At 62.7% G+C, this 18,108-nt stretch carries 13 protein-coding genes; 6 read left to right on the top strand and 7 right to left on the bottom strand.

The genetic code is table 11. The features are described 5' to 3' along the window. The first annotated feature begins 520 nt into the window (after nucleotides 1–520). Nucleotides 521–895 carry a hypothetical protein gene (locus JQ628_RS28065; RefSeq protein ID WP_212227814.1) on the top strand — a complete coding sequence of 125 codons (375 nt, stop codon included), beginning with the start codon at nucleotides 521–523 and terminating at the stop codon, nucleotides 893–895. 45 nt (nucleotides 896–940) lie between these two features. On the opposite strand, the gene JQ628_RS34790 is transcribed toward JQ628_RS28065, so the two are convergent. The 3 genes from JQ628_RS34790 to JQ628_RS28050 form a co-directional block, all read right to left on the bottom strand. After that, nucleotides 941–3,991 carry an FG-GAP-like repeat-containing protein gene (locus JQ628_RS34790; protein WP_212227812.1) on the bottom strand — a complete coding sequence of 1,017 codons (3,051 nt, stop codon included), beginning with the start codon at nucleotides 3,989–3,991 and terminating at the stop codon, nucleotides 941–943. A gap of 55 nt (nucleotides 3,992–4,046) precedes the next feature. Then, nucleotides 4,047–5,048: an FG-GAP repeat domain-containing protein gene (locus JQ628_RS28055; RefSeq protein WP_212227810.1), complete on the bottom strand. Its 1,002-nt coding sequence runs from the start codon at nucleotides 5,046–5,048 to the stop codon at nucleotides 4,047–4,049. 365 nt (nucleotides 5,049–5,413) lie between these two features. After that, nucleotides 5,414–6,775, bottom strand: coding sequence for a metal-dependent hydrolase family protein (locus tag JQ628_RS28050; RefSeq protein WP_212227808.1), 1,362 nt, complete (start codon nucleotides 6,773–6,775; stop codon nucleotides 5,414–5,416). A 263-nt stretch (nucleotides 6,776–7,038) separates the two neighbouring features. Here JQ628_RS28050 and JQ628_RS28045 point away from each other — a divergent pair, with 263 nt between their 5' ends. The 5 genes from JQ628_RS28045 (at nucleotide 7,039) to JQ628_RS28025 (ending at nucleotide 13,758) form a co-directional block, all read left to right on the top strand. Further along, nucleotides 7,039–8,055, top strand: coding sequence for an Lnb N-terminal periplasmic domain-containing protein (locus tag JQ628_RS28045; protein ID WP_212227806.1), 1,017 nt, complete (start codon nucleotides 7,039–7,041; stop codon nucleotides 8,053–8,055). A 300-nt stretch (nucleotides 8,056–8,355) separates the two neighbouring features. Further along, nucleotides 8,356–9,609: an ABC transporter substrate-binding protein gene (locus JQ628_RS28040; protein WP_212227803.1), complete on the top strand. Its 1,254-nt coding sequence runs from the start codon at nucleotides 8,356–8,358 to the stop codon at nucleotides 9,607–9,609. A gap of 163 nt (nucleotides 9,610–9,772) precedes the next feature. Beyond that, the gene (locus tag JQ628_RS28035; RefSeq protein WP_212227801.1) at nucleotides 9,773–10,651 is read left to right on the top strand and encodes a branched-chain amino acid ABC transporter permease; all 879 of its coding nucleotides are present in this window, start codon (nucleotides 9,773–9,775) and stop codon (nucleotides 10,649–10,651) included. Between the two features lie 9 nt (nucleotides 10,652–10,660). Next, nucleotides 10,661–13,180 carry a branched-chain amino acid ABC transporter ATP-binding protein/permease gene (locus JQ628_RS28030; protein ID WP_212227799.1) on the top strand — a complete coding sequence of 840 codons (2,520 nt, stop codon included), beginning with the start codon at nucleotides 10,661–10,663 and terminating at the stop codon, nucleotides 13,178–13,180. A gap of 131 nt (nucleotides 13,181–13,311) precedes the next feature. Beyond that, entirely contained in the window at nucleotides 13,312–13,758 is a 447-nt protein-coding gene (locus JQ628_RS28025; protein ID WP_212227797.1) for an MgtC/SapB family protein, read from the top strand. 51 nt (nucleotides 13,759–13,809) lie between these two features. Here JQ628_RS28025 and JQ628_RS28020 read toward each other — a convergent pair whose 3' ends face one another. The 4 genes from JQ628_RS28020 to paoC form a co-directional block, all read right to left on the bottom strand. Then, a complete protein-coding gene (locus JQ628_RS28020) occupies nucleotides 13,810–14,049 on the bottom strand; it encodes a hypothetical protein (protein WP_212227795.1) in 240 nt (79 codons plus the stop codon). Nucleotides 14,050–14,221: 172 nt separating this feature from the next. Next, a complete protein-coding gene (locus JQ628_RS28015; RefSeq protein WP_212227793.1) occupies nucleotides 14,222–14,845 on the bottom strand; it encodes a methyltransferase in 624 nt (207 codons plus the stop codon). 19 nt (nucleotides 14,846–14,864) lie between these two features. Continuing rightward, nucleotides 14,865–15,707 carry a GNAT family N-acetyltransferase gene (locus tag JQ628_RS28010; protein WP_212227791.1) on the bottom strand — a complete coding sequence of 281 codons (843 nt, stop codon included), beginning with the start codon at nucleotides 15,705–15,707 and terminating at the stop codon, nucleotides 14,865–14,867. A 195-nt stretch (nucleotides 15,708–15,902) separates the two neighbouring features. Then, nucleotides 15,903–18,107 (bottom strand): aldehyde oxidoreductase molybdenum-binding subunit PaoC, encoded by a 2,205-nt coding sequence (gene paoC, locus JQ628_RS28005; RefSeq protein ID WP_212227789.1) that lies wholly within the window; start codon nucleotides 18,105–18,107, stop codon nucleotides 15,903–15,905. Nucleotide 18,108 lies beyond the last annotated feature (1 nt).

The raw sequence follows: 18,108 nt of genomic DNA, 5'->3' as shown, positions 1-18,108 counted from the left end.
TCCCTGGTGAGCGGGCTTGTTGTCACCATCGCCGGCAGCAAAATGCCACCGACTTAGCGCCAGCGTCGCGGCGCCAGGACCACACGACTTCGCCGTACGCGATCAGCGCTTCGTCAAGCACGCCGCCCGCGTCCACCGCATCTCATCCCAACGTTTGGTGGCGATGGCCAACGCCCCTCCTCGGGGATGAGGTGGCGCTGTTATAATTCTGATTTGCCGAAACTGACAAGCGGAATATTTTTACTCGAGGGGCTTGACATTGATTCTGAAAATCAGAATTAACTTGCCCCCGCCGTCAGATTGTCGCAGCTTTCCAAACATTAATGTGGTTGCCAGCGTCCCGTAATGTCGGAATTGGCATTTATCCGGCCGGCTGTTTGAACCCTGAGGTCGCGGGCTGCTACCAAACCGCGAGGTCCGCTGTGGCCGTGTGTCAGTACCCAATTTTACAACGCTGAGAATTTTCCCGTGACGGCTCCGCACTATCCGAGCCGTGCAAACCAACCGTCGAGACCGCCTCATGGCCCCGCGCGCCATTCTCACCCCGGAAGTTCTGGCCGGCATCCCCGCGCTGATCGCGCAAGGGATGGGCAAAGCCGAGATTGCCGAACGGCTCGGCTGCAAACAGAGTACGTTGAAGGTACGATGCTCCAACGCAGGTATCAGCCTGCGCGAACGGAAAAGGATCGGGCTTCGCGGCGGCGAAACGCTCACGCTGAGCCACGAAGCCCTGGCGAGCTTGAAAGTTCGCGCTGCCGCCATGGGCTCGAGCGTGACCCGGCTCGCCGGTGACCTTCTGGAGATGATCGCGCGCGATAATCTATACGATGCCGTGCTCGATTCAGCGCAGCCCGCGGCTCAGGAATCCACTCGGCATGCGCAAACCCACGCGTGATCATTCCCGGAAATTGCCGATCGCGTCGTCATCGCCGAAGAAGCATCATGCCAGGAACTGGTAGTCACTGACATGAACGCTGCCGGTGATGTTGATGATTTCGTTATGCCCATCCAGCCCGGAATGAACCTGCCACTGGGTACCCGAAATGAACGTCAGGGTTGCACCATCGGCCGCGAGGCCGAAGCCGTGGAATTCGAGCGTATCGCCGGCGGAGGCGCCGTTGCCGGTGAAGTCGGTGATGGTCGCACCGGCTGTGGCACCCGATACGAACACGAAGTTATCATCGCCTGCGCCGCCGGTGAGCATGTCGGCCCCGCCGCCGCCTTTGATGGTGTCGTCGCCTCCACCTCCATCGAGGATGTCGGTAATTGACCGGCCGGCAATGAGGTCGTTGAAGTCGGAACCGAGTACACTGTTGACGCCGCCGGTGATGGTGTCGAGACCTACCGAAGCGTCGCCCCCCGCCACGATGCCGGTCGCGAGGTTGGCATCAATCGCACCGGTGGCGTTGTTGTACAAGATTTGGGTGAAGCCGTTGCCGGTGATGGTGTCGTTGCCGCCATTGCCCAGAAATGAATTGAAGGCGTTTTCCCATTCCGAGGCATCGTATTTGTCGCCAAAGTTGCCGCCTACCACCGAATTGACACCGCGGACGAAAGTGTCTGAACCCACCCCCACCGGGTTAGTGTCGACATTATTCTGAAATCCGCTGCCGTTAGCGAAGAACTTCACGGTGATGCCGGCCGTCGCCGTAGTGTAAAGCACCTGAGTATTGCCGTTCCCCGTGATGCGGTCGGAGCCGCCAAGACCTTCGAACTGATTGAAGTCGCTGCCGCCGCTGGAGACGTTCGCCGCCCCGGCGAGGCCGTAGCCGGTGGCATCGTACGTGTCGTCGTACGTAGAGCCCTGGATGGCCTCGATGTCGCGCAGTGTATCGGTGCCGATCGAGGTGTTTCCGGTTGCCGTGCCGGCGGCCAGGTTCACGGTAACACCGTCGGTGGTCATGGTCAGGTTGTTATAGCTGACCGTGTCGAATCCGCCGCGGCCATCGATGAAGTCGTCACCGCCAAGACCAAGAAACTGGTTGTCGTAGCTCGAGCCCAGCAAGGTGTCATTGAACATCGAACCCTGCGCCGCATTGACGCCGGTAAAGGTGTCGGTGCCCTCGGATGTTCCGCTGGCGGTGCCCGCGACCGTGATCGCCGTGCCGGCGCTAACCTCCATATCCACCGTAACGCCCGCCGTCGCGAGCTGAAAATTCAGGCGCGTGTTGCCGTTGCCGATGATGGTGTCGTTACCTCCAGCTCCGGCGAAATCATTGAAGGAGCCCATAGAGGAAGACACGTTCAACGCTCCGGAAGCACCATAGCCGGTCGCATCGAACAGGTCGGCAAAGCTGGTGCCCCGCACGGCTTCAATATCGCGAAGTGTGTCGGTGCCGACCGTGGCATCGCCCGTCACCGTGCCCGCGGCAAGTTGAACCGTCACGCCAGTTGTGGTCGATGGGTCGTCGTCGTAGACGACCATGTCGTAGCCGCCCCGGCCGTCGATGAAGTCGTTGCCACCCCGGCCAGCAAAGACTTCAAATGTGAATCTAACGTTGTTGCTGCCGTAGAGCGTGTCGTCGTAGGCCGAACCATACACACCTTGCAACGCGGTGCCGTACGTGTCGTGCCCGACCTTGGCCACATCGCCAACTGCCGTACCCTGACCGGTGTAAGCAGCAAGATCCACCGTCACGGCGGCGGCGGCGGTCAAATACTCTACCCGCGTGAGGGCCTGCATGGTCTTTCCATACTCAACGACCAGACCGATAACCGTGTCATCGCCGCCACCGCCCTCAAACGCGTTTTGGCCGACAGCGACGCCGGGCAGGCCGGTCATGCCTACAAATGTTGCAAATCCTCTGGCATCGAACACATCGTTGAAGGCACTGCCTGTGACCGCTTCAATGTTGCGGAGGGTGTCGGACCCAACTCTGGTTCCGGTCACTGTGCCCCGCTGCATGTTCTCGATGGCCAGCTTGATGCTCAGGGGGCCGGTTGCATCCGAATAAACGGCACGGTCGAAGCCGTTGCCACCATTCAAGTCGTCGTTGCCGCCAAGGCCCTGCAGCGTGTCATTGCCGTCCAATGCGGTGATGTTGTCGGCCTGGCCGGTGCCGACCAGCACGTCATTGCCGGATGTGCCGGCAAATGTGGCGCCACTGCCGGTAGAGACGATCTGCCAATTGTACGTCATTCCCCCCAGCGAAGTGGCCTGGGTGATAGCGCCGTCGTTCATCTCCCACATGGCGACTGCGCCCGTATCGTTGCGCCAGATCAGATCCGCCATGCCGTCGCCGTTATAGTCTCCTACCGAAGCCTTCCAGACTGCCGGGATCACGCCAAGCGAACGGGTGCTGGCGATCGCCCCGTCGTTCATGTTCCAGATCTGCGTGACGCCGGAACCGTTCCGCCACAACAGGTCGGTTGTACCGTCTCCGTTGAAATCGCCGGTGTCGGCAAGCTTCCAGTTCCACGGGATTACGCCGAGCGACCGAGTGCTCAGGATGGTGCCGTCGTCCATGTTCCAGATCTGCGCGACGCCTGAACTGTTGCGCCACAACAGGTCGGTCTTGCCGTCCCCATTGAAATCCCCGCTGCCCTCGAAATTCCAGTTCGACGGGATGACACCGAGCGAGCGCGTGCTGACGACCGTGCCATCGTTCATGTTCCATATCTGCGTGGCACCGGCATCGTTGCGCCAGATCAAATCAGCCTTGCCGTCGTTATTGAAGTCGTCGGACCCCAAAAGCTTCCAGTTCGGCGGGATAAAACCCAGGTCGCGCGTGCTTGAGATCGTGCCGTCGTGCATGTTCCATATCTGAGTGCTGGCACCAGAAGCATCGCGCCAGAGCAGATCCGTTGTGCCGTCGCCGTTGTAGTCGCCAGTTCCGATGATATTCCAGTAGGTCGGTACGACACCCAGCGTGCTGTCATTCAGGATTGTGGCGCCGTTCATCTCCCAAATCTGAACGGTGCCGCCGTCGCTGCGCCAGATGATGTCGCTCATGCCGTCGCCGTTGAAGTCGTTGGGAACACGTCTGGTCATGGATTCCTCGAACAATGTGCCGATGAACGTAAGGAGCCTGGCGCTGGAGTAAGCATCATGCCAGGAACTGGTAGTCACTAATATGAACGCTGCCGCTGACGGCGTCTGCCTGGCCCGTGCCGGTCAATACTTCATAGACGGATGCGCCGGTGACGGCACCGTTGCTGCCGGGCGCGACGATTTGCCAATTGGTCGGGACCACACCCAGCGAAGTGGCCTGGGTGATGGCTCCGTCGTTCATCTCCCACATCTGCACGAAGCCGGAATCGTGGCGCCAGAGCAGATCGGTCATGCCGTCGCCATTGTAGTCCCCCGTGCCCGCAACCTTCCAGGTCGCCGGGATCACGCCGAGCGAGCGGGTGCTGGCGATCGCGCCGTCGGTCATGTTCCAAATCTGCGTGCCGCCGGAATCGTGGCGCCAGAGCAGATCCGTCATGCCGTCGCCGTTGAAGTCTCCCGTCCCCTCAACCGTCCAGCTTGACGGGATCACGCCGAGCGAGCGGGTGCTGACAATCGTGCCGTCGTTCATGTTCCAGATCTGCGTGTCGCCGGAATCGTTGCGCCAGAGCAGATCCGTCATGCCGTCGCCGTTGAAGTCTCCCGTCCGCTCAACCTTCCAGTTTGCCGGGATCGGACCGAGCGAGCGAGTGCTGACGATCGTGCCGCCGTTCATGTTCCAAATCTGCGTGAGGCCGGAATCGTGGCGCCAGAGCAAATCCGTCTTGCCGTCGTTGTTGAAGTCGTCCGAGCCCAAAAGCTCATAGTCGCTCGCCGGGATCACAGCGATCAAGTCGTTGCTGACGACAGTGCCGTCGTTCATGTTCCAAATCCGCGTGTCGCCGACATTGTCGCGCAGGAGCAAATCCGCCTTGCCGTCGCCGTAATAGTCGCCGGTTTCGATGATGATATTCAAGTTGCCGGGTACCATGCTCAGCGAGGTGGCATGGAGAATCGTGGCGCCGTTCATGTCCCATATCTGCACGATGCCGGCGTCGTTGCGCCAAATGATGTCGCTCATGCCGTCGCCGTTGAAATCGTTGGGAACACGTCTGGTCATGGATTCCTCCAACAACTTGCAGATGAGCGCAAGGAGCCTGGCGCGCGCACCAGATAGCACGCGCCGATTCCGGCTCCCACTGCATTTTTCGGAGATCTAACTCTCGGCGACAGCCAAGGCTATCGCATATGACACTTGAAAGACGGAGAACGTGCTCGGCCTGCATGGTTCGAAACGCCCGCTTTGCGGGCTCCTCACCATGAGGGTCTAGCACTGTTGCACGGCCCTCCGACCTCATCCTGAGGAGTGCGCATCGCGCGCGTCTCGAAGGATGGCCGCAACCGCCAAAGTCTGGCCATGCCCCGCGGCGAGCCGTTACAGAAACTCCGATCCGGACATCGATTACCTTGTCGCCGCCGCCGGATTTAATTGCCAAGCGTGTTCTTGTAGATCTTGCCGTCCTTCATGATGACCTTGAAGTTCTTCGCCGGGTCCGCGATCAGGTTGATGTTCTCCAGCGGATTGCCGTCGACCAGCAGTAGATCGGCAAACGCGCCCTGCTCCACGACGCCGAGCTTGCCGGGATACGGATTGCGTTTGCCGGACAATGCCAGCAGCTCGGCGTTGGTCGATGTCGCCATGACCAGCGCCTCGGCGGGAGTGTACCAGCGAACAAGCGAGGCAAGAATCGCCCCTTGTTGCTGCGCCAGCGCGCGGGAGAACAGCACGTCGGTGCCCCATGCCGTCTTGATCTTGTACTTCTTCGCCAGCTCGTAAGATCTGGCGATGCCGGGCCAGATCTCGTCCGCCTTGGCGCGCTGCACCGAGCCCTCGGGAAAGCCGGTCCTCAGGGCGTCGGGAAGCGGCTGCTGGCTGAGCCAGACACCCTTCTCGGCGATCAGTTTGGCGGTGGCCTCGTCCATCAGGGTGCCGTGCTCGATGCACTTGACGCCGGCGGCGATGGACCGCTGGATCGCCGCGGGCGTGAAGGCATGGGCGACGACGTACGTCCCCCAGTTCTCGGCCGCCTCGACCGCGGCGCGCAGTTCGGGCTCGGTGAAGGTGGTCACGTCGATCGGGCTGAAGGGCGACGACACGCCGCCGCCCGCCGTCAACTTGACCTGGGAGGCGCCCTGCATCAGTTGTTCGCGAACGCGCACCCGCACCTCGTCAGGACTATCCGCGACAAGGGCGCCGCCGATCTGCTCCATGCGGGTGAGCATGCCGCCGATCGTTCGCGGCAGATCGGTCAACTGGCGAAAATCCCCGTGCCCGCTCGTGACTGTTATCATGGCACCGGAGGGATAGATGCGCGGGCCTTTGACGATGCCTTCATCGATGGCCTGCTTGAGACCAAATACCGGCCCGCCGACGTCGCGAATGGTGGTGAAACCCCGCATCAGGGTGTCTGTGGCTTCGTCGCCGGCCTGGAGGTTGTTGTAGCCGACATCACCGAACGACTGCGCGGGCGTCGTGCGCGCCAGCATCGCGTGCCAATGCGCGTCGATCAGGCCGGGCATCAATGTGCGCCCGCCGCCGGCAACCACCGCCACGCCCTGTTCGGCGGCGATCGGCGACGCCGAAATCTGTGCGATGATGTTGCCCTTGACCAGCACATTGGACGGCGCGGACAGCGAGCTTCCCTTGCCGTCGAAGATGCGCACATTCTGAAACAACGTCGCGCCCGCGGCTTCCGGGCGACTGCCCTGGGCATGGACCGTGGCCGTCAGTCCCAGAGCGATAAGTGAAGTTGCGGCAACGAAGACCCGTTTAGACATCGCAGTCATGATAGACACCTCTTGGGGGCTGGACTATCGGCGGGGCTGACGAAGGATCTGCGACAGTATCGGGTTCTACGTGGCGGCTCAATGCCGGCGCCAGCTTAAGGCGAATTCGAAAAATTCAAACAGGATATAAATCCGTCGGAATGCCCTTAACAAGTGAAGTGCGGCCGGTGTACGTTTCCTGTTGTTCGTCGTGAACCGCACACCGGCCGGCTGATCCTGCCGGTGCATATGGCCCTACCAGGCTTGAACAGCGGAAGGAGCCAATGGGTTCGCTTCGCAGACTTCTGTCCGGATCAGTTCGCTGGCTGATCGCTGCCATCGTTTTTCTTTGCCTGGCCGTGCCACTGCTGTGGGCCACGCTGGCGATCTATTATTCCAATCTGCCGTGGATCGAACTGCGGATCGGACTGGCGGCCGCCTTTGCAGCGTTCGCGATCTGGGCGCTGTGGTTTTCCCGGCAACGGCGCATGTCCTTTGTCGCGGCCGGACTGTTTCTCGGCGTGGTGGTCTGGTGGCTCGCGATTCCTCCCTCGAACCATCGCAACTGGCGTCCGGAAGTCGCGGTGATGCCGCGGGCCGTGATCGACGGCGACCGCGTGCGCCTGACGGGCGTGCGCAACTTCGACTACCGCTCGCGGAACGATTTCACGGTGCGCTACGAGGAGCGTGAAATCCTGCTGTCGCACCTCGTCGCGCTCGACTTCTACATATCGTACTTCGCCGAGGGGCCGGTCGCGCATACCTTCGTGAGCTTCATTTTCGACAATGCGCCGCCGCTGAGCATCTCCATCGAAACGCGGCCGGAGGTGGGCGAAGGTTTTGCGCCGATCGCCTCCCTGTTCAAGCAATTCGAGCTGATCTACGTGGTCGGCGACGAGCGCGACATCGTGCGCGTGCGCACCAACTACCGGGGAGAGCCGTCTTACCTCTACCGGCTCAACACCTCGGCCGAGGATGCGCGCCGATTGCTTCTGGTCTATCTCGCGCGGATCAACGAACTCGCCGATCACCCCGAATTCTATCACCTGCTCACCAACAGTTGCACGATCAACATCATCCGCTACGCGAACGCCGCCGGCCGGGTCGGCAGGCTCGACATCCGCCATATCCTCAACGGTCTGATCGACGGCTACCTCTATCTTTCGGGCCGGATCGACACGGCCCTGCCGTTCGGCGAATTGCGGCGGCGCTCCCTGATCAATGAGACGGCCCGGGCGGCAGATGGCGCGGCAGATTTCTCGGATCGTATCCGGGCGCCGCTGCCGACAATGCCTCATTGAGACCGAATTTCGTTACGGACTCGACTTGAAGAACGACCTGCCCGCATCGCCACCGGTCTGCGCTCCGGCGTGCTGCGATTTAGCCAGCCGGCCGCGACATGAAAGGCGATCCGCATCTGCCCTTCGTCGTGCAGGGTGACCTATTTCACCGAGAAAGACTCGACATCGGCCCTCTCCTTTGCAAGTCTTGGTCCCGATCGACGATCACGGCAAACGGGCAGAGCGCTCCCTCAGAATGAGCGCGGCGATTGCCGAAAAGAAAAACAGCAGTTGAAGGCTGCCTCAGGGAGACTAACGCTCATGTCCAACAATCAATTTACGCGCCGCAGCCTGTTGAAGACGGCCGGCGGCATTGCCCTTGTGTCGGGAATTTCCGCGCCCGCCATTCTGCGCGCCCAGAGCGCCGACGTCATCCGCATCGGCCATCTGACCCCGCGCACCGGCTTCCTCGGGCCGCTCGGCGAATACGCCGTGATGGCGATCGATCTCGCGGTGGAAGAGATCAACGCATCCGGCGGCATGATGGGCAAGAAGGTCGAGCTGCTCAAGGAAGACTCCGTCAACCCGCAGACCGCATCGACCAAGGCCGAGCGCATGATCGAGCGCGACAAGGTCACCTGCATCATCGGCGAAATCTCTTCGGCCTCGTGCCTGACGATTGCGCAGGTTGCTTCGCGGACCAAGACGCTGTTCATCAATACCGGAGGCAACTCGGACGCGCTTCGCGGCAAGGATTGCCAGCGCTACATGTTCCACGTCGAGTCGCAGAACTCGATGTATGTGAAGACGGTCGGCCGCTCGTTCCTGCGCGACGGTCTTGTCAAGGGCAAGAAGTGGTACTCGCTGACCGCGGACTACGCATTCGGCCACGACCTGCTCAAGGTCTCCAAGCGTTTCATGGAAGCCAATGGCGGCAATTTTGCCGGCGACGACCTTGTCCCGACCGATGCCACCGACTTCTCGGCCTATCTGCTGAAGATCCGAGAGGCCAAGCCCGACCTGGTCGTGATCAATCTCGCCGGCAACCAGATCACCAACTTCCTCAAGCAATATGCGGAGTTCGGCCTGACATTCCCGGTCGGCGGGTTCGGCTTCGATACCGCGCTGGCCTGGGCAGCCGGCAAGGGCAATTTCGTCGGCACGTGGCCCGTTGTCTGGCATCACCTGATCGACACGCCCGGCACCAAGGCGTTCGTCGGCGCCTTCACCAAGAAATACAACAAGCCGCCGGAGAATCAGGCCTGGGGCGATTACATCGCAACCAAGATCGTGGCGCAGGCCGTCAATGAGCTGAAATCGGCGGAGTCGCCGAAAATCATCGAACACTTCGAAAAGGGCGCGAAGTTCGATGTACTCAAGACCCGGCAGGGCTACTTCCGCGGCTCGGATCACCAATTGATGCACGAGATGTACGCGGTCACCGCGTTGCCCGCCGACAAGATCAAGAACCAGTGGGATATCTTCGCGTCGAGCCCGCCGGTACCGGGCCCGAACGAAGATCTGGAAGTGATCGCAGCGACCAAGGAAGAAAACAGCTGCGTGTTCCCGAGCTGACCGTCGGTCGGTGATTCCGGAATGGTCCGGAGGACCAGACCTCAGATGCGCAATTGCGCATCGGGGAATCTCGAGATTCCGGGTTCGGTGCTTCGCACCGCCCCGGAATGACGGCGTCGGCTGTGGCGGCTGAAAGCCGGCCATTCTCTTTGGGGACCCAGACATGTCTGCCATGTTGCTCACCCAGCAAGTCCTCAACGGACTGCTCGACGGTGTCTACTATCTCCTGATCGCGCTTGGCCTTTCCCTGATCTTCTCGCTTGGGGGCATCGTCAATCTGGCGCACGGCGCCTTCTATGCAATCGGTGCCTATCTCACCCTCGTGTTGTCGCCCTATGTCGGGTTTGGCGGGTCATTCGTCGCGGCCCCTGTCGCGGTTGCACTGCTGGGCATGGTCATCGAACGCACGCTGTTCCGCCGCTTCTACCGTGCCGACCCCATCCTTTCGCTGCTGATGACATTCGGGCTTGCGATGGTGGCGGAACAGCTGCTCCGCATGATCTTCGGCGCGGCCCCGCTGTCCTACTCGATTCCGCCATGGTTGCGGGGACAGGTCGCGCTGGGCAGCTTCATCTACTCATTCTATCGTGTCGTCCTGATCGGCATCGCAGCGACCTGCATTGCCGGTCTTTGGCTGCTGCTGAACAAGACCGCATTCGGGCGCGTGGTGCGGGCCGGTGTGCAGAACCCCGACATGGTCGGCGCGCTCGGCATCTCGTTGCAGCCCTATATGTCCGCGGTAGCCGCACTGGGCATCGGCCTTGCCGGCCTCGCCGGCGTGCTGCTCGCTCCGATCTATTCAATCCATCCCGCGATGGGCCAGGAAATCATCACGCCCGCTTTCGTCGTGGTCGTGATCGGCGGCCTCGGCTCGTTCTGGGGCGTCGTTGCCGCCGCGCTTCTGGTAGGCCTCGTCAAGGGCGTGATGGTCGGCATCGGCTATTCCGCCGCATCCACCGCCGCGATCTATCTGCTGATGCTGCTCGTGTTGCTGTTCCGGCCGCGTGGCCTGTTCGGCGAACGCATCACCCGGTTCGAGTGAGGCAGAGCGATGACAACGCGCCTGCCCATTCCATTGCTGATCGCTGGCGCCGGACTTCTGGCGCTACCCTACCTGCTGCTGTCGCTCGGCCTCACCATGACATCGGCCTCCGAAGTCGTGATCTACGCCATCGCCTGCATGGCACTCAATATTCTGGTCGGCTATACTGGTCTGGTCTCATTCGGCCACGGCGCCTGGTTCGGCCTCGCCGCCTATGCGGCGGCGCTCCTACAGCGCAACTGGATACACGATTCGTTTTTCGGCCCAGCGGTCATTGGCATCGTCATTGTCGCGATCATTGCCACCGCCTTCGGCTTCCTGATCCTGCGCCGGCGCGGCGTTTATTTCTCGCTGCTGACTCTGGCGCTGTCGGCGATGCTGTATGCGGTGTCGTTTCGATGGACCGATGTAACCGGCGGCGAGAACGGTCTCGGCGGCATCACGCGGCCGCCGCTGTTCGGCTTCAACCTGGAATCCTCGACCAACTACTACTGGTTCGTGGCGGCGATCGCTTTCTTCATCCTGATCGTACTGTGGCGCTTCCATAATTCGACCGTGGGCAGCGTGCTGGTCGCCATCCGGGAAAACGAACAGCGCGCGCGTTTCCTCGGCTATCCGACCAACCGCTACAAGCTCGCAGGGTTTGTGCTGTCAGCCGGGATCACCGGTCTTGCCGGCATCCTGCTGCTGTTCCAGAACCGTATGACCTCGGCGGACCCGATCTCGGTGGCGTTCTCCGGTGAATTGCTGGCGATGGTCGTGATCGGCGGCATGCGAAGCTTCCTCGGGCCGGCGCTGGGCGCGCTGTTCTTCATCCTGTTTCGTGAATTTCTCGGAATCTACACCGAGAACTGGCTGCTCTGGTTCGGCCTCGTGTTCGTCGGCTTCATCGTGTTTTCACCGACCGGCCTCGTCGGGGTCGGCGAGCGGTTGACGGCGCCGTTCCGCAAGAAGGTCGTTGAAGACGCCGCGATGGCGGCGCGGCGCATTGAAGTACTGCCGTTGCCCGAATTCCTGCGCCCTGTTTCACACGTTGAAGGCCCGGTGCTCGCGGCCCGCCACATGGCCAAGAGCTTTGGTGGCATCAAAGCGGTGCAGGACGTCGACATATCGATAGCCGACCGCTCGCTGCATGCGCTGATAGGGCCCAACGGCGCCGGCAAGACCACGGCGTTCAACCTGTTGTCCGGCATGTACCGGCCTGACGACGGCACGGTGTCGCTGCTTGACAGGCCGATCGCCGGCCACACACCGGAAGAGATCGCGACCGCCGGCATCGGCCGATCGTTCCAGATCACCAATCTGTTTCCGGCACTCAGCGTCGGCGAGAATATCCGCCTTGCCGTGCAGGCGCGTCACCCTCGCCGCTTCGATCCGTTCGCCAATGCGCTGTCGATTGAGGCGATCAACACCGAGACGGACGCGACGATCCGCTATCTCGGTCTTGCTGGCATCGAAAAGGCCGAAGCTGGCACGCTGTCCTATGGCGGACAGCGCCTGCTCGACATGGGCGTTGCGCTGGCCACAGCGCCGCGCATCCTGCTGCTGGATGAGCCGCTCGCGGGCCTTGCCGCCGCGGAACGCGAGCGCATCGGCGCCATTATCAAGCGCATCTCCTCCGATTTGCCGGTGCTGCTGGTCGAGCACGACATCGACCGGGTGTTCCAGCTCGCCGACCATGTCACGGTCATGAACGAAGGCCGGGTGCTGCTCGACGGCACGGTGGAAGATGCCCGCGCCAGCACAAAGGTCCAGGAGGTATATATCGGCTCCGGCGCCACGGCAGTCGCCGCCCGGCCGCGCGAAACCGCCGCCGGCGCCAGTCCGCTGCTCAGCATCGCCAATGTCGATACCTTCTACGGCAAGAGCCATATCCTCAACGACGTCAGTTTCAACCTGCATGAGAACGAGATCATCGCCCTGCTCGGCCGCAACGGGGCCGGCAAGTCGACGCTCCTGAAAACCCTGATCGGCATCGCGCCGGCTTCGAACGGCTCGATCAGGCTAGCCGATGCCGAACTGGTCGGCCGTTCATCCGCCCAGAACGCGCGCCTCGGCATCGGCTATGTGCCGCAGGGCCGCGGACTGTTTGCCGGCATGAGCGTGGAACAGAACCTCGAACTCGGTGCGCTGAAGCGGCAGACCGGCAACGGCGTGCACTGGACGCGCGAGCGCATCTACGAATATTTTCCGAGGATTCGCGAACGGCTCAACAGTCCGGCAGATTATCTTTCCGGCGGCGAGCAGCAGATGGTCGCGGTGGCGCGCGCACTGTCCGGCGACGTCCGGGTTCTGCTGCTGGACGAGCCGTTCGAAGGGCTCGCACCCGCGGTCGTGGAGCAATTGTTCGAGACCTTTGACCGGCTGCGAAGGGAGATCGCCATCGTTATCGTCGATCACCATCTCGATCTGGCGCTCGCCCTGTCCGACACCACGGTGGCACTCGAGCGCGGCCGGGTGATCCATCAAGGGCCTTCCAGGGCCCTGCGGGACGATCTCGACCTGCGCCGCAAGGTGTTGTGGTTGTAATCCGGCCGCCATCGCTTCACTTGCCTGACCGGGTGCCTGCGCGCTTGCGGGGTGCGGCAATAGGTTCCATGATGGGAACCAATCAGGAATCCGGTGGTTTCCCGCGAGCATTCAAACCCGCGAGAACTCTCTTGGACAAGCTTCAGATCGGCCCTCACCTGATTGCTCTGGCAGTCGCCTTCGCGTTGGCCATCCCGATCGGCTGGGACCGCGAAAAGAAGGAGCGAAGCGCGGGCCTGCGGACGTTTCCACTGGTCGCGCTGGCGGCTTGCGGATTCATACAAGCCTGCGAAAGCATGCTCGGCAACTCGCCCGACGGCATGTCGAAGGTCATCGAAGGCATCATCACCGGTATCGGCTTTGTCGGCGGCGGCGCCATCCTCAAGCATGGCAGCAGCGTTTACGGCACTGCGACGGCGGCGAGCCTGTGGGCGACCGGCGCGGTCGGCGTTGCGGTCGGGCTCGGCGCCTACGACGTCGCCGTCACGATTGCACTGTTCACATTCCTGACGCTCAGACTGCTGACGCTCGTCAAGGAAGAGGACGACGTAAATCCCGACCGCGCCGAAAAATCGTGAGGCGCGTTACCCGTGGAGAAGGCCCGGCGATCACCGCCCGGCCCCTGCGAATCAGCGCCGCTTCGTGTTGCTTCCCGTCGTCTGACCGGGCGCATATTCGGATGCTCCAGGCGCCGTTGATTTCTTCGCATTCTGCATCTTGTGTCCGGGGGCATATTCCGACGCACCGGGCGCGGTGGACTTGGTGGCTTTTTGCATCTGATGTCCGGGCGTCTTGTTCGACACTCCCTGCGCGAATGCGGAAGTGGCAAACACGATCGCGCTCGCTGCGATGATCGACCTGATGAGCATTGGCACTCTCCTTACATTGGAGGAATCGCAACGCGCGGCATTACCACTTGTTCCCGGCTCGCGTACGCCCAGCCTCAAGCAGGCGCAAGTTCCGGTCCGAAAGACCGGCGCCTCTCACGCGATCATGCGCGCGGCGTAAGCCATCTGCCTATCGAGCTGCACCGCTTCAGCGTCATTTCCCCCGCCGGAACGTGCTGAATTGGAAGCGCTGCACGGAGCCCCATGGGGTGACGTGATCATGCCGCCGCGTATCGACCAGCTCGAAATCCGGACCGAGGACTCCAGACAGCGAGGCCGCATCGTGCCGCACGACCGGCAATCCGCTGCATTTCTCCGGACCATCAGGTGCAAATGTGCCGATGATGACGTGGCCGCCCGCATTGACCGCGCGCTTCACCCGCTCAGCATAGGCGATTTGATCGGCGGGCTCGGTGAGAAAATGGAAAGCCGCGCGATCGTGCCAGAGGTCGTAGTGCGCCGGCGGATTCCACTGCGTGATATCGGCGGCTTCCCAGCGGACCTTCTTCGCGTCCTCGCCAAGCCGCGCCCTGGCTGCGTCCAGCGCAGCGGCGGAAAGATCGAGCACGGTGATCCGCTCGAATTTTTTCACAAGGAGATGATCGACGAGCCGCGACGCGCCGCCGCCGATATCGACGATCGCGGTGCCGCGCGAAGCGCCCGTCAGGGCGATCAGGTCGAGCGAGGTCGCAGGATTGTCCTGGTACCAGCTGACTTCCTTCTCGCCCTTGCTGGAGTAGACGCCTTCCCAAAACACTTGCCGGGCGGAATCGCTCATGGCTTGGCCCACTGCTGAATTACCCCAGCTCAAACGTGGTGACGCCGAACACCCGCTGCAACTGCAACGACGGTAACGCCCCGGTGTACATGCGCGCGGTCTCGAACACCGGCTTGAGCCCGAGATCTTCCGCCAATGCGACGGCGTCGCGGTTGACGGCGGGAACATCGAGAAAAATCTCGCCGCCCCCGGCCCGCGCCAGCAACGCTGACAACACTGCTTCGGCAGCGGCGCGGCCGTCGGCTACGAGGGGGCCGATCTTGCGGCCCTGCCGGCACGGGCGGATCACGCCCCAGCCGGCGAGCCTGCCGTCGCGCATCAGCGCGCAGCCGACATGCCCCGGCGCGGAAATCCAGGCGCGCAGGAAGGCCGGCCGCGGGGCGGGAAACACCGTGGCGTCGGAGGCCTCCACCATCGCGAACGGGACGTCGCCGAGCGCGACGATGCCGGTCCGCGCAGCGGCGGGAACCGCCGCGATGCCGCCGTAGCGGATATTGGCATAGGCCAGCGCAAAGCCGGATTTTCGATAGTTCTCCTGCTGGGCCACAACGCCATCGAGCCCGACCACGCGCGAGGCCGCATGCGCCATCGCCGCATTCCAGATGCTTAAGCCATGGCCACGGCCGCGCAAATCCTGCCGCACGATGTAGAAGCCGAGGAAGGCAAAACGGTCGTCGTAGTTGACGCAGGAGACCGTCGCGGCCGGCACGCCATCGAGGTCGCCGACGAAAAAGCCTTGCGGATCGACGGTGGCAAAGCAGGCGGCATCGGCAGAGCCGGGATTCCAGCCCTCTGCCGCAGCCCAGTTCACCGCGAGCGGAATTTCGTCAGGCCGCATGGGGCGGATATTGAGGCGGTCCATGGTCGCGCCGGCTTGCTGCGTTCCCTTCCCTTGTCTGATTTCGGGAAATGCAGGTCAAGCGTCTTCGTAGGATGGGTAGAGCGACTACAACTGACGACGGAACGACTGGCAACACTGGAAGCGAAACCCATCGCCGCACATGCCCGTATCATGATGGGTTTCGCTGCGCTCTACCCATCCTACGAATCTATCGGCTCATCCGACGTTCGGCAGGCGGTCGAGCAGCTTGTCGAGCGTGATGGGGTAGTCGCGCACGCGAATGCCGGTGGCATTGTGGACGGCATTGGCGACGGCGGCGCCGACGCCGCAGATGCCGAGCTCGGCGACGCCCTTGGCCTTCATCGGCGAGGACATCGGATCGGTCTCGTCGAGGAAGATGACGTCCTGATGCGGGATGTCGGCATGAACCGGCACCTCATAGGCCGCAAGGTCATGGTTGACGAAGAAGCCGCTGCGCTTGTCGACCACGAGCTCTTCCATCAGCGCGGCGCCGACGCCCATGGTCATCGCGCCGATCACCTGGCTGCGCGCGGTTTTCGGATTGAGGATGCGGCCGGCCGCACACACGGCCAGCATGCGGCGGACCCTGATCTCGGCGGTCGCGGTGTCGACGCCGACTTCGACGAAATGCGCGCCGAAGGTAGATTGCTGATACTTCTTGCCGAGGTCGCCATATTCGATGCCGTCCTCGCCCGACAGCGCGCCGTCGCGCGCGGCCTGCGCCAGCGGCACGCTGCGATTGCCGGAACGAACCTCGCCGTCCGCGAACACAGCGTCCGTGGTGTTGAAGCCGAGCTTTTGCGCCACCGCTTCGCGCAGTTTCACGCAGGCGGCGTAGACGCCGGCCGTGGAGTTGTTGGCGCCCCACTGCCCGCCTGATCCGGCGGAGACAGGAAAGCTGGAATCGCCGAGGTGCACCCTCACCTTCTCCAGCGGCACGCCCATCATCTCCGCCGCGGTTTGCGCGATGATGGTGTAGCTGCCGGTACCGATATCGGTCATGTCGGTTTCGACCGTCACGATGCCGCTGTTGTCCAGGCGGACGCGCGCGGCCGATTTGGTCAGCAAATTGTTGCGGAACGCGGCGGCGACGCCGGTGCCGACCAGCCAGCGCCCGTCACGGACGCGGCCCGGCCGCGCATCGCGCTTGCTCCAGCCGAAGCGATCGGCGCCGATGCGCATACATTCGGTGAGCTGGCGCTGCGAGAACGGACGCTGCGGCCGTTCCGGATCGACCTGGGTATCGTTGAGAATGCGGAATTCGATCGGATCCATGCCGAGCCGTTCGGCCATTTCGTCGACGGCGATCTCCAGCGCCATCATGCCCGGCGCTTCGCCGGGCGCGCGCATCGCGTTGCCTTCGGCGAGGTCCAGCATCGCAAGGCGCGTCGTGGTCAGCCGGTTGGCGCCCGCATAGAGCAGACGCGTCTGCGAAACCGCAGCTTCAGGCCTGCCGTCCGGCAAATTGCCGGACCAGCTTTCATGGCCGATGGCCGTGATCTTGCCGTCGCGGCTGGCGCCGAAGCGGACGCGCTGGATGGTGGCGGGCCGGTGCGTGGTGTTGTTGAACATCATCGGGCGCGTCAGCGCCACCTTCACGGGCCGTCCCGCGGCGCGCGCACCCAGCACTGCCAGCAGCGCATCGGCGCGCAGGAACAGCTTTCCGCCAAAGCCGCCGCCGATGAACGGGGAATCCACCCGTACCTTCGCCTTGTCGATGCCGAGAGTTTTCGCAAGGTCGGTGGCGGTCCAGGCGATCATCTGGTTGGAGGTCCACAGCGTGACCTTGTCGCCGTCCCAGGCGGCGATCGAGGCATGCGGCTCCATCATCGCATGCGACTCGTCCGGCGTGGTGTAGGTGGCGTCGAGCTGGACCGGCGCTGCGGCGAATGTCTCATCGAAATTGCCGACCTTGGTGTCGGCGGGTCCGTCCAGCACTTCCGCGGGCTTGGCCGAGTGCGTCAGCGCGGCAAGATCGAATGCGCCCTTTTCGGGGACGTAGTGGACGCGGACGAGTTGCGCCGCCGCGCGGGCTTGTTCAAACGTCTCCGCGACGACCAGGGCGATGGCCTGGTGATAGTGCTGGATCTCAGGACCGCCGAGCAGCATCGCGTAATTCCGCTGACCCTTGCCGAGCTTGCCGGCATTGTCGGCCGTGACAATCGCCAGCACGCCGGAGGCCTTCTTGGCCTGCGACAGATCGATCGACGCGATCCTGCCTTTGGCGATCGCGGAGCCCACGATGTAGCCGTAGGCCGCATTCGCCGCGACGTCGTGCCGCTCATAGGCGTAAGGCGCGGTGCCCGTGGTCTTGAGCGGGCCGTCGATGCGGCTCAGGGGATGGCCGATCACCTTGAGCTGATCGATCGGATTGGTCGTGGCCGGGGTATCGAAGCGCATG

It is taken from the genome of Bradyrhizobium lablabi, from assembly GCF_018129385.1.
GTDB classification, from domain to species: Bacteria; Pseudomonadota; Alphaproteobacteria; order Rhizobiales; family Xanthobacteraceae; genus Bradyrhizobium; species Bradyrhizobium lablabi_C.
This window is presented reverse-complemented; position numbering and strand designations above follow the sequence as displayed.

Bases quoted from the DNA above. Each gene is read 5' to 3' on its own strand.
- JQ628_RS28065 (WP_212227814.1), top strand. From the start codon at position 521: ATGGCCCCGCGCGCCATTCTCACCCCGGAAGTTCTGGCCGGCATCCCC.
- JQ628_RS34790 (WP_212227812.1), bottom strand. From the start codon at position 3,991: ATGACCAGACGTGTTCCCAACGACTTCAACGGCGACGGCATGAGCGAC.
- JQ628_RS28055 (WP_212227810.1), bottom strand. From the start codon at position 5,048: ATGACCAGACGTGTTCCCAACGATTTCAACGGCGACGGCATGAGCGAC.
- JQ628_RS28050 (WP_212227808.1), bottom strand. From the start codon at position 6,775: ATGACTGCGATGTCTAAACGGGTCTTCGTTGCCGCAACTTCACTTATC.
- JQ628_RS28045 (WP_212227806.1), top strand. From the start codon at position 7,039: ATGGGTTCGCTTCGCAGACTTCTGTCCGGATCAGTTCGCTGGCTGATC.
- JQ628_RS28040 (WP_212227803.1), top strand. From the start codon at position 8,356: ATGTCCAACAATCAATTTACGCGCCGCAGCCTGTTGAAGACGGCCGGC.
- JQ628_RS28035 (WP_212227801.1), top strand. From the start codon at position 9,773: ATGTCTGCCATGTTGCTCACCCAGCAAGTCCTCAACGGACTGCTCGAC.
- JQ628_RS28030 (WP_212227799.1), top strand. From the start codon at position 10,661: ATGACAACGCGCCTGCCCATTCCATTGCTGATCGCTGGCGCCGGACTT.
- JQ628_RS28020 (WP_212227795.1), bottom strand. From the start codon at position 14,049: ATGCTCATCAGGTCGATCATCGCAGCGAGCGCGATCGTGTTTGCCACT.
- JQ628_RS28015 (WP_212227793.1), bottom strand. From the start codon at position 14,845: ATGAGCGATTCCGCCCGGCAAGTGTTTTGGGAAGGCGTCTACTCCAGC.
- JQ628_RS28010 (WP_212227791.1), bottom strand. From the start codon at position 15,707: ATGGACCGCCTCAATATCCGCCCCATGCGGCCTGACGAAATTCCGCTC.
- paoC (WP_212227789.1), bottom strand. From the start codon at position 18,107: ATGCGCTTCGATACCCCGGCCACGACCAATCCGATCGATCAGCTCAAG.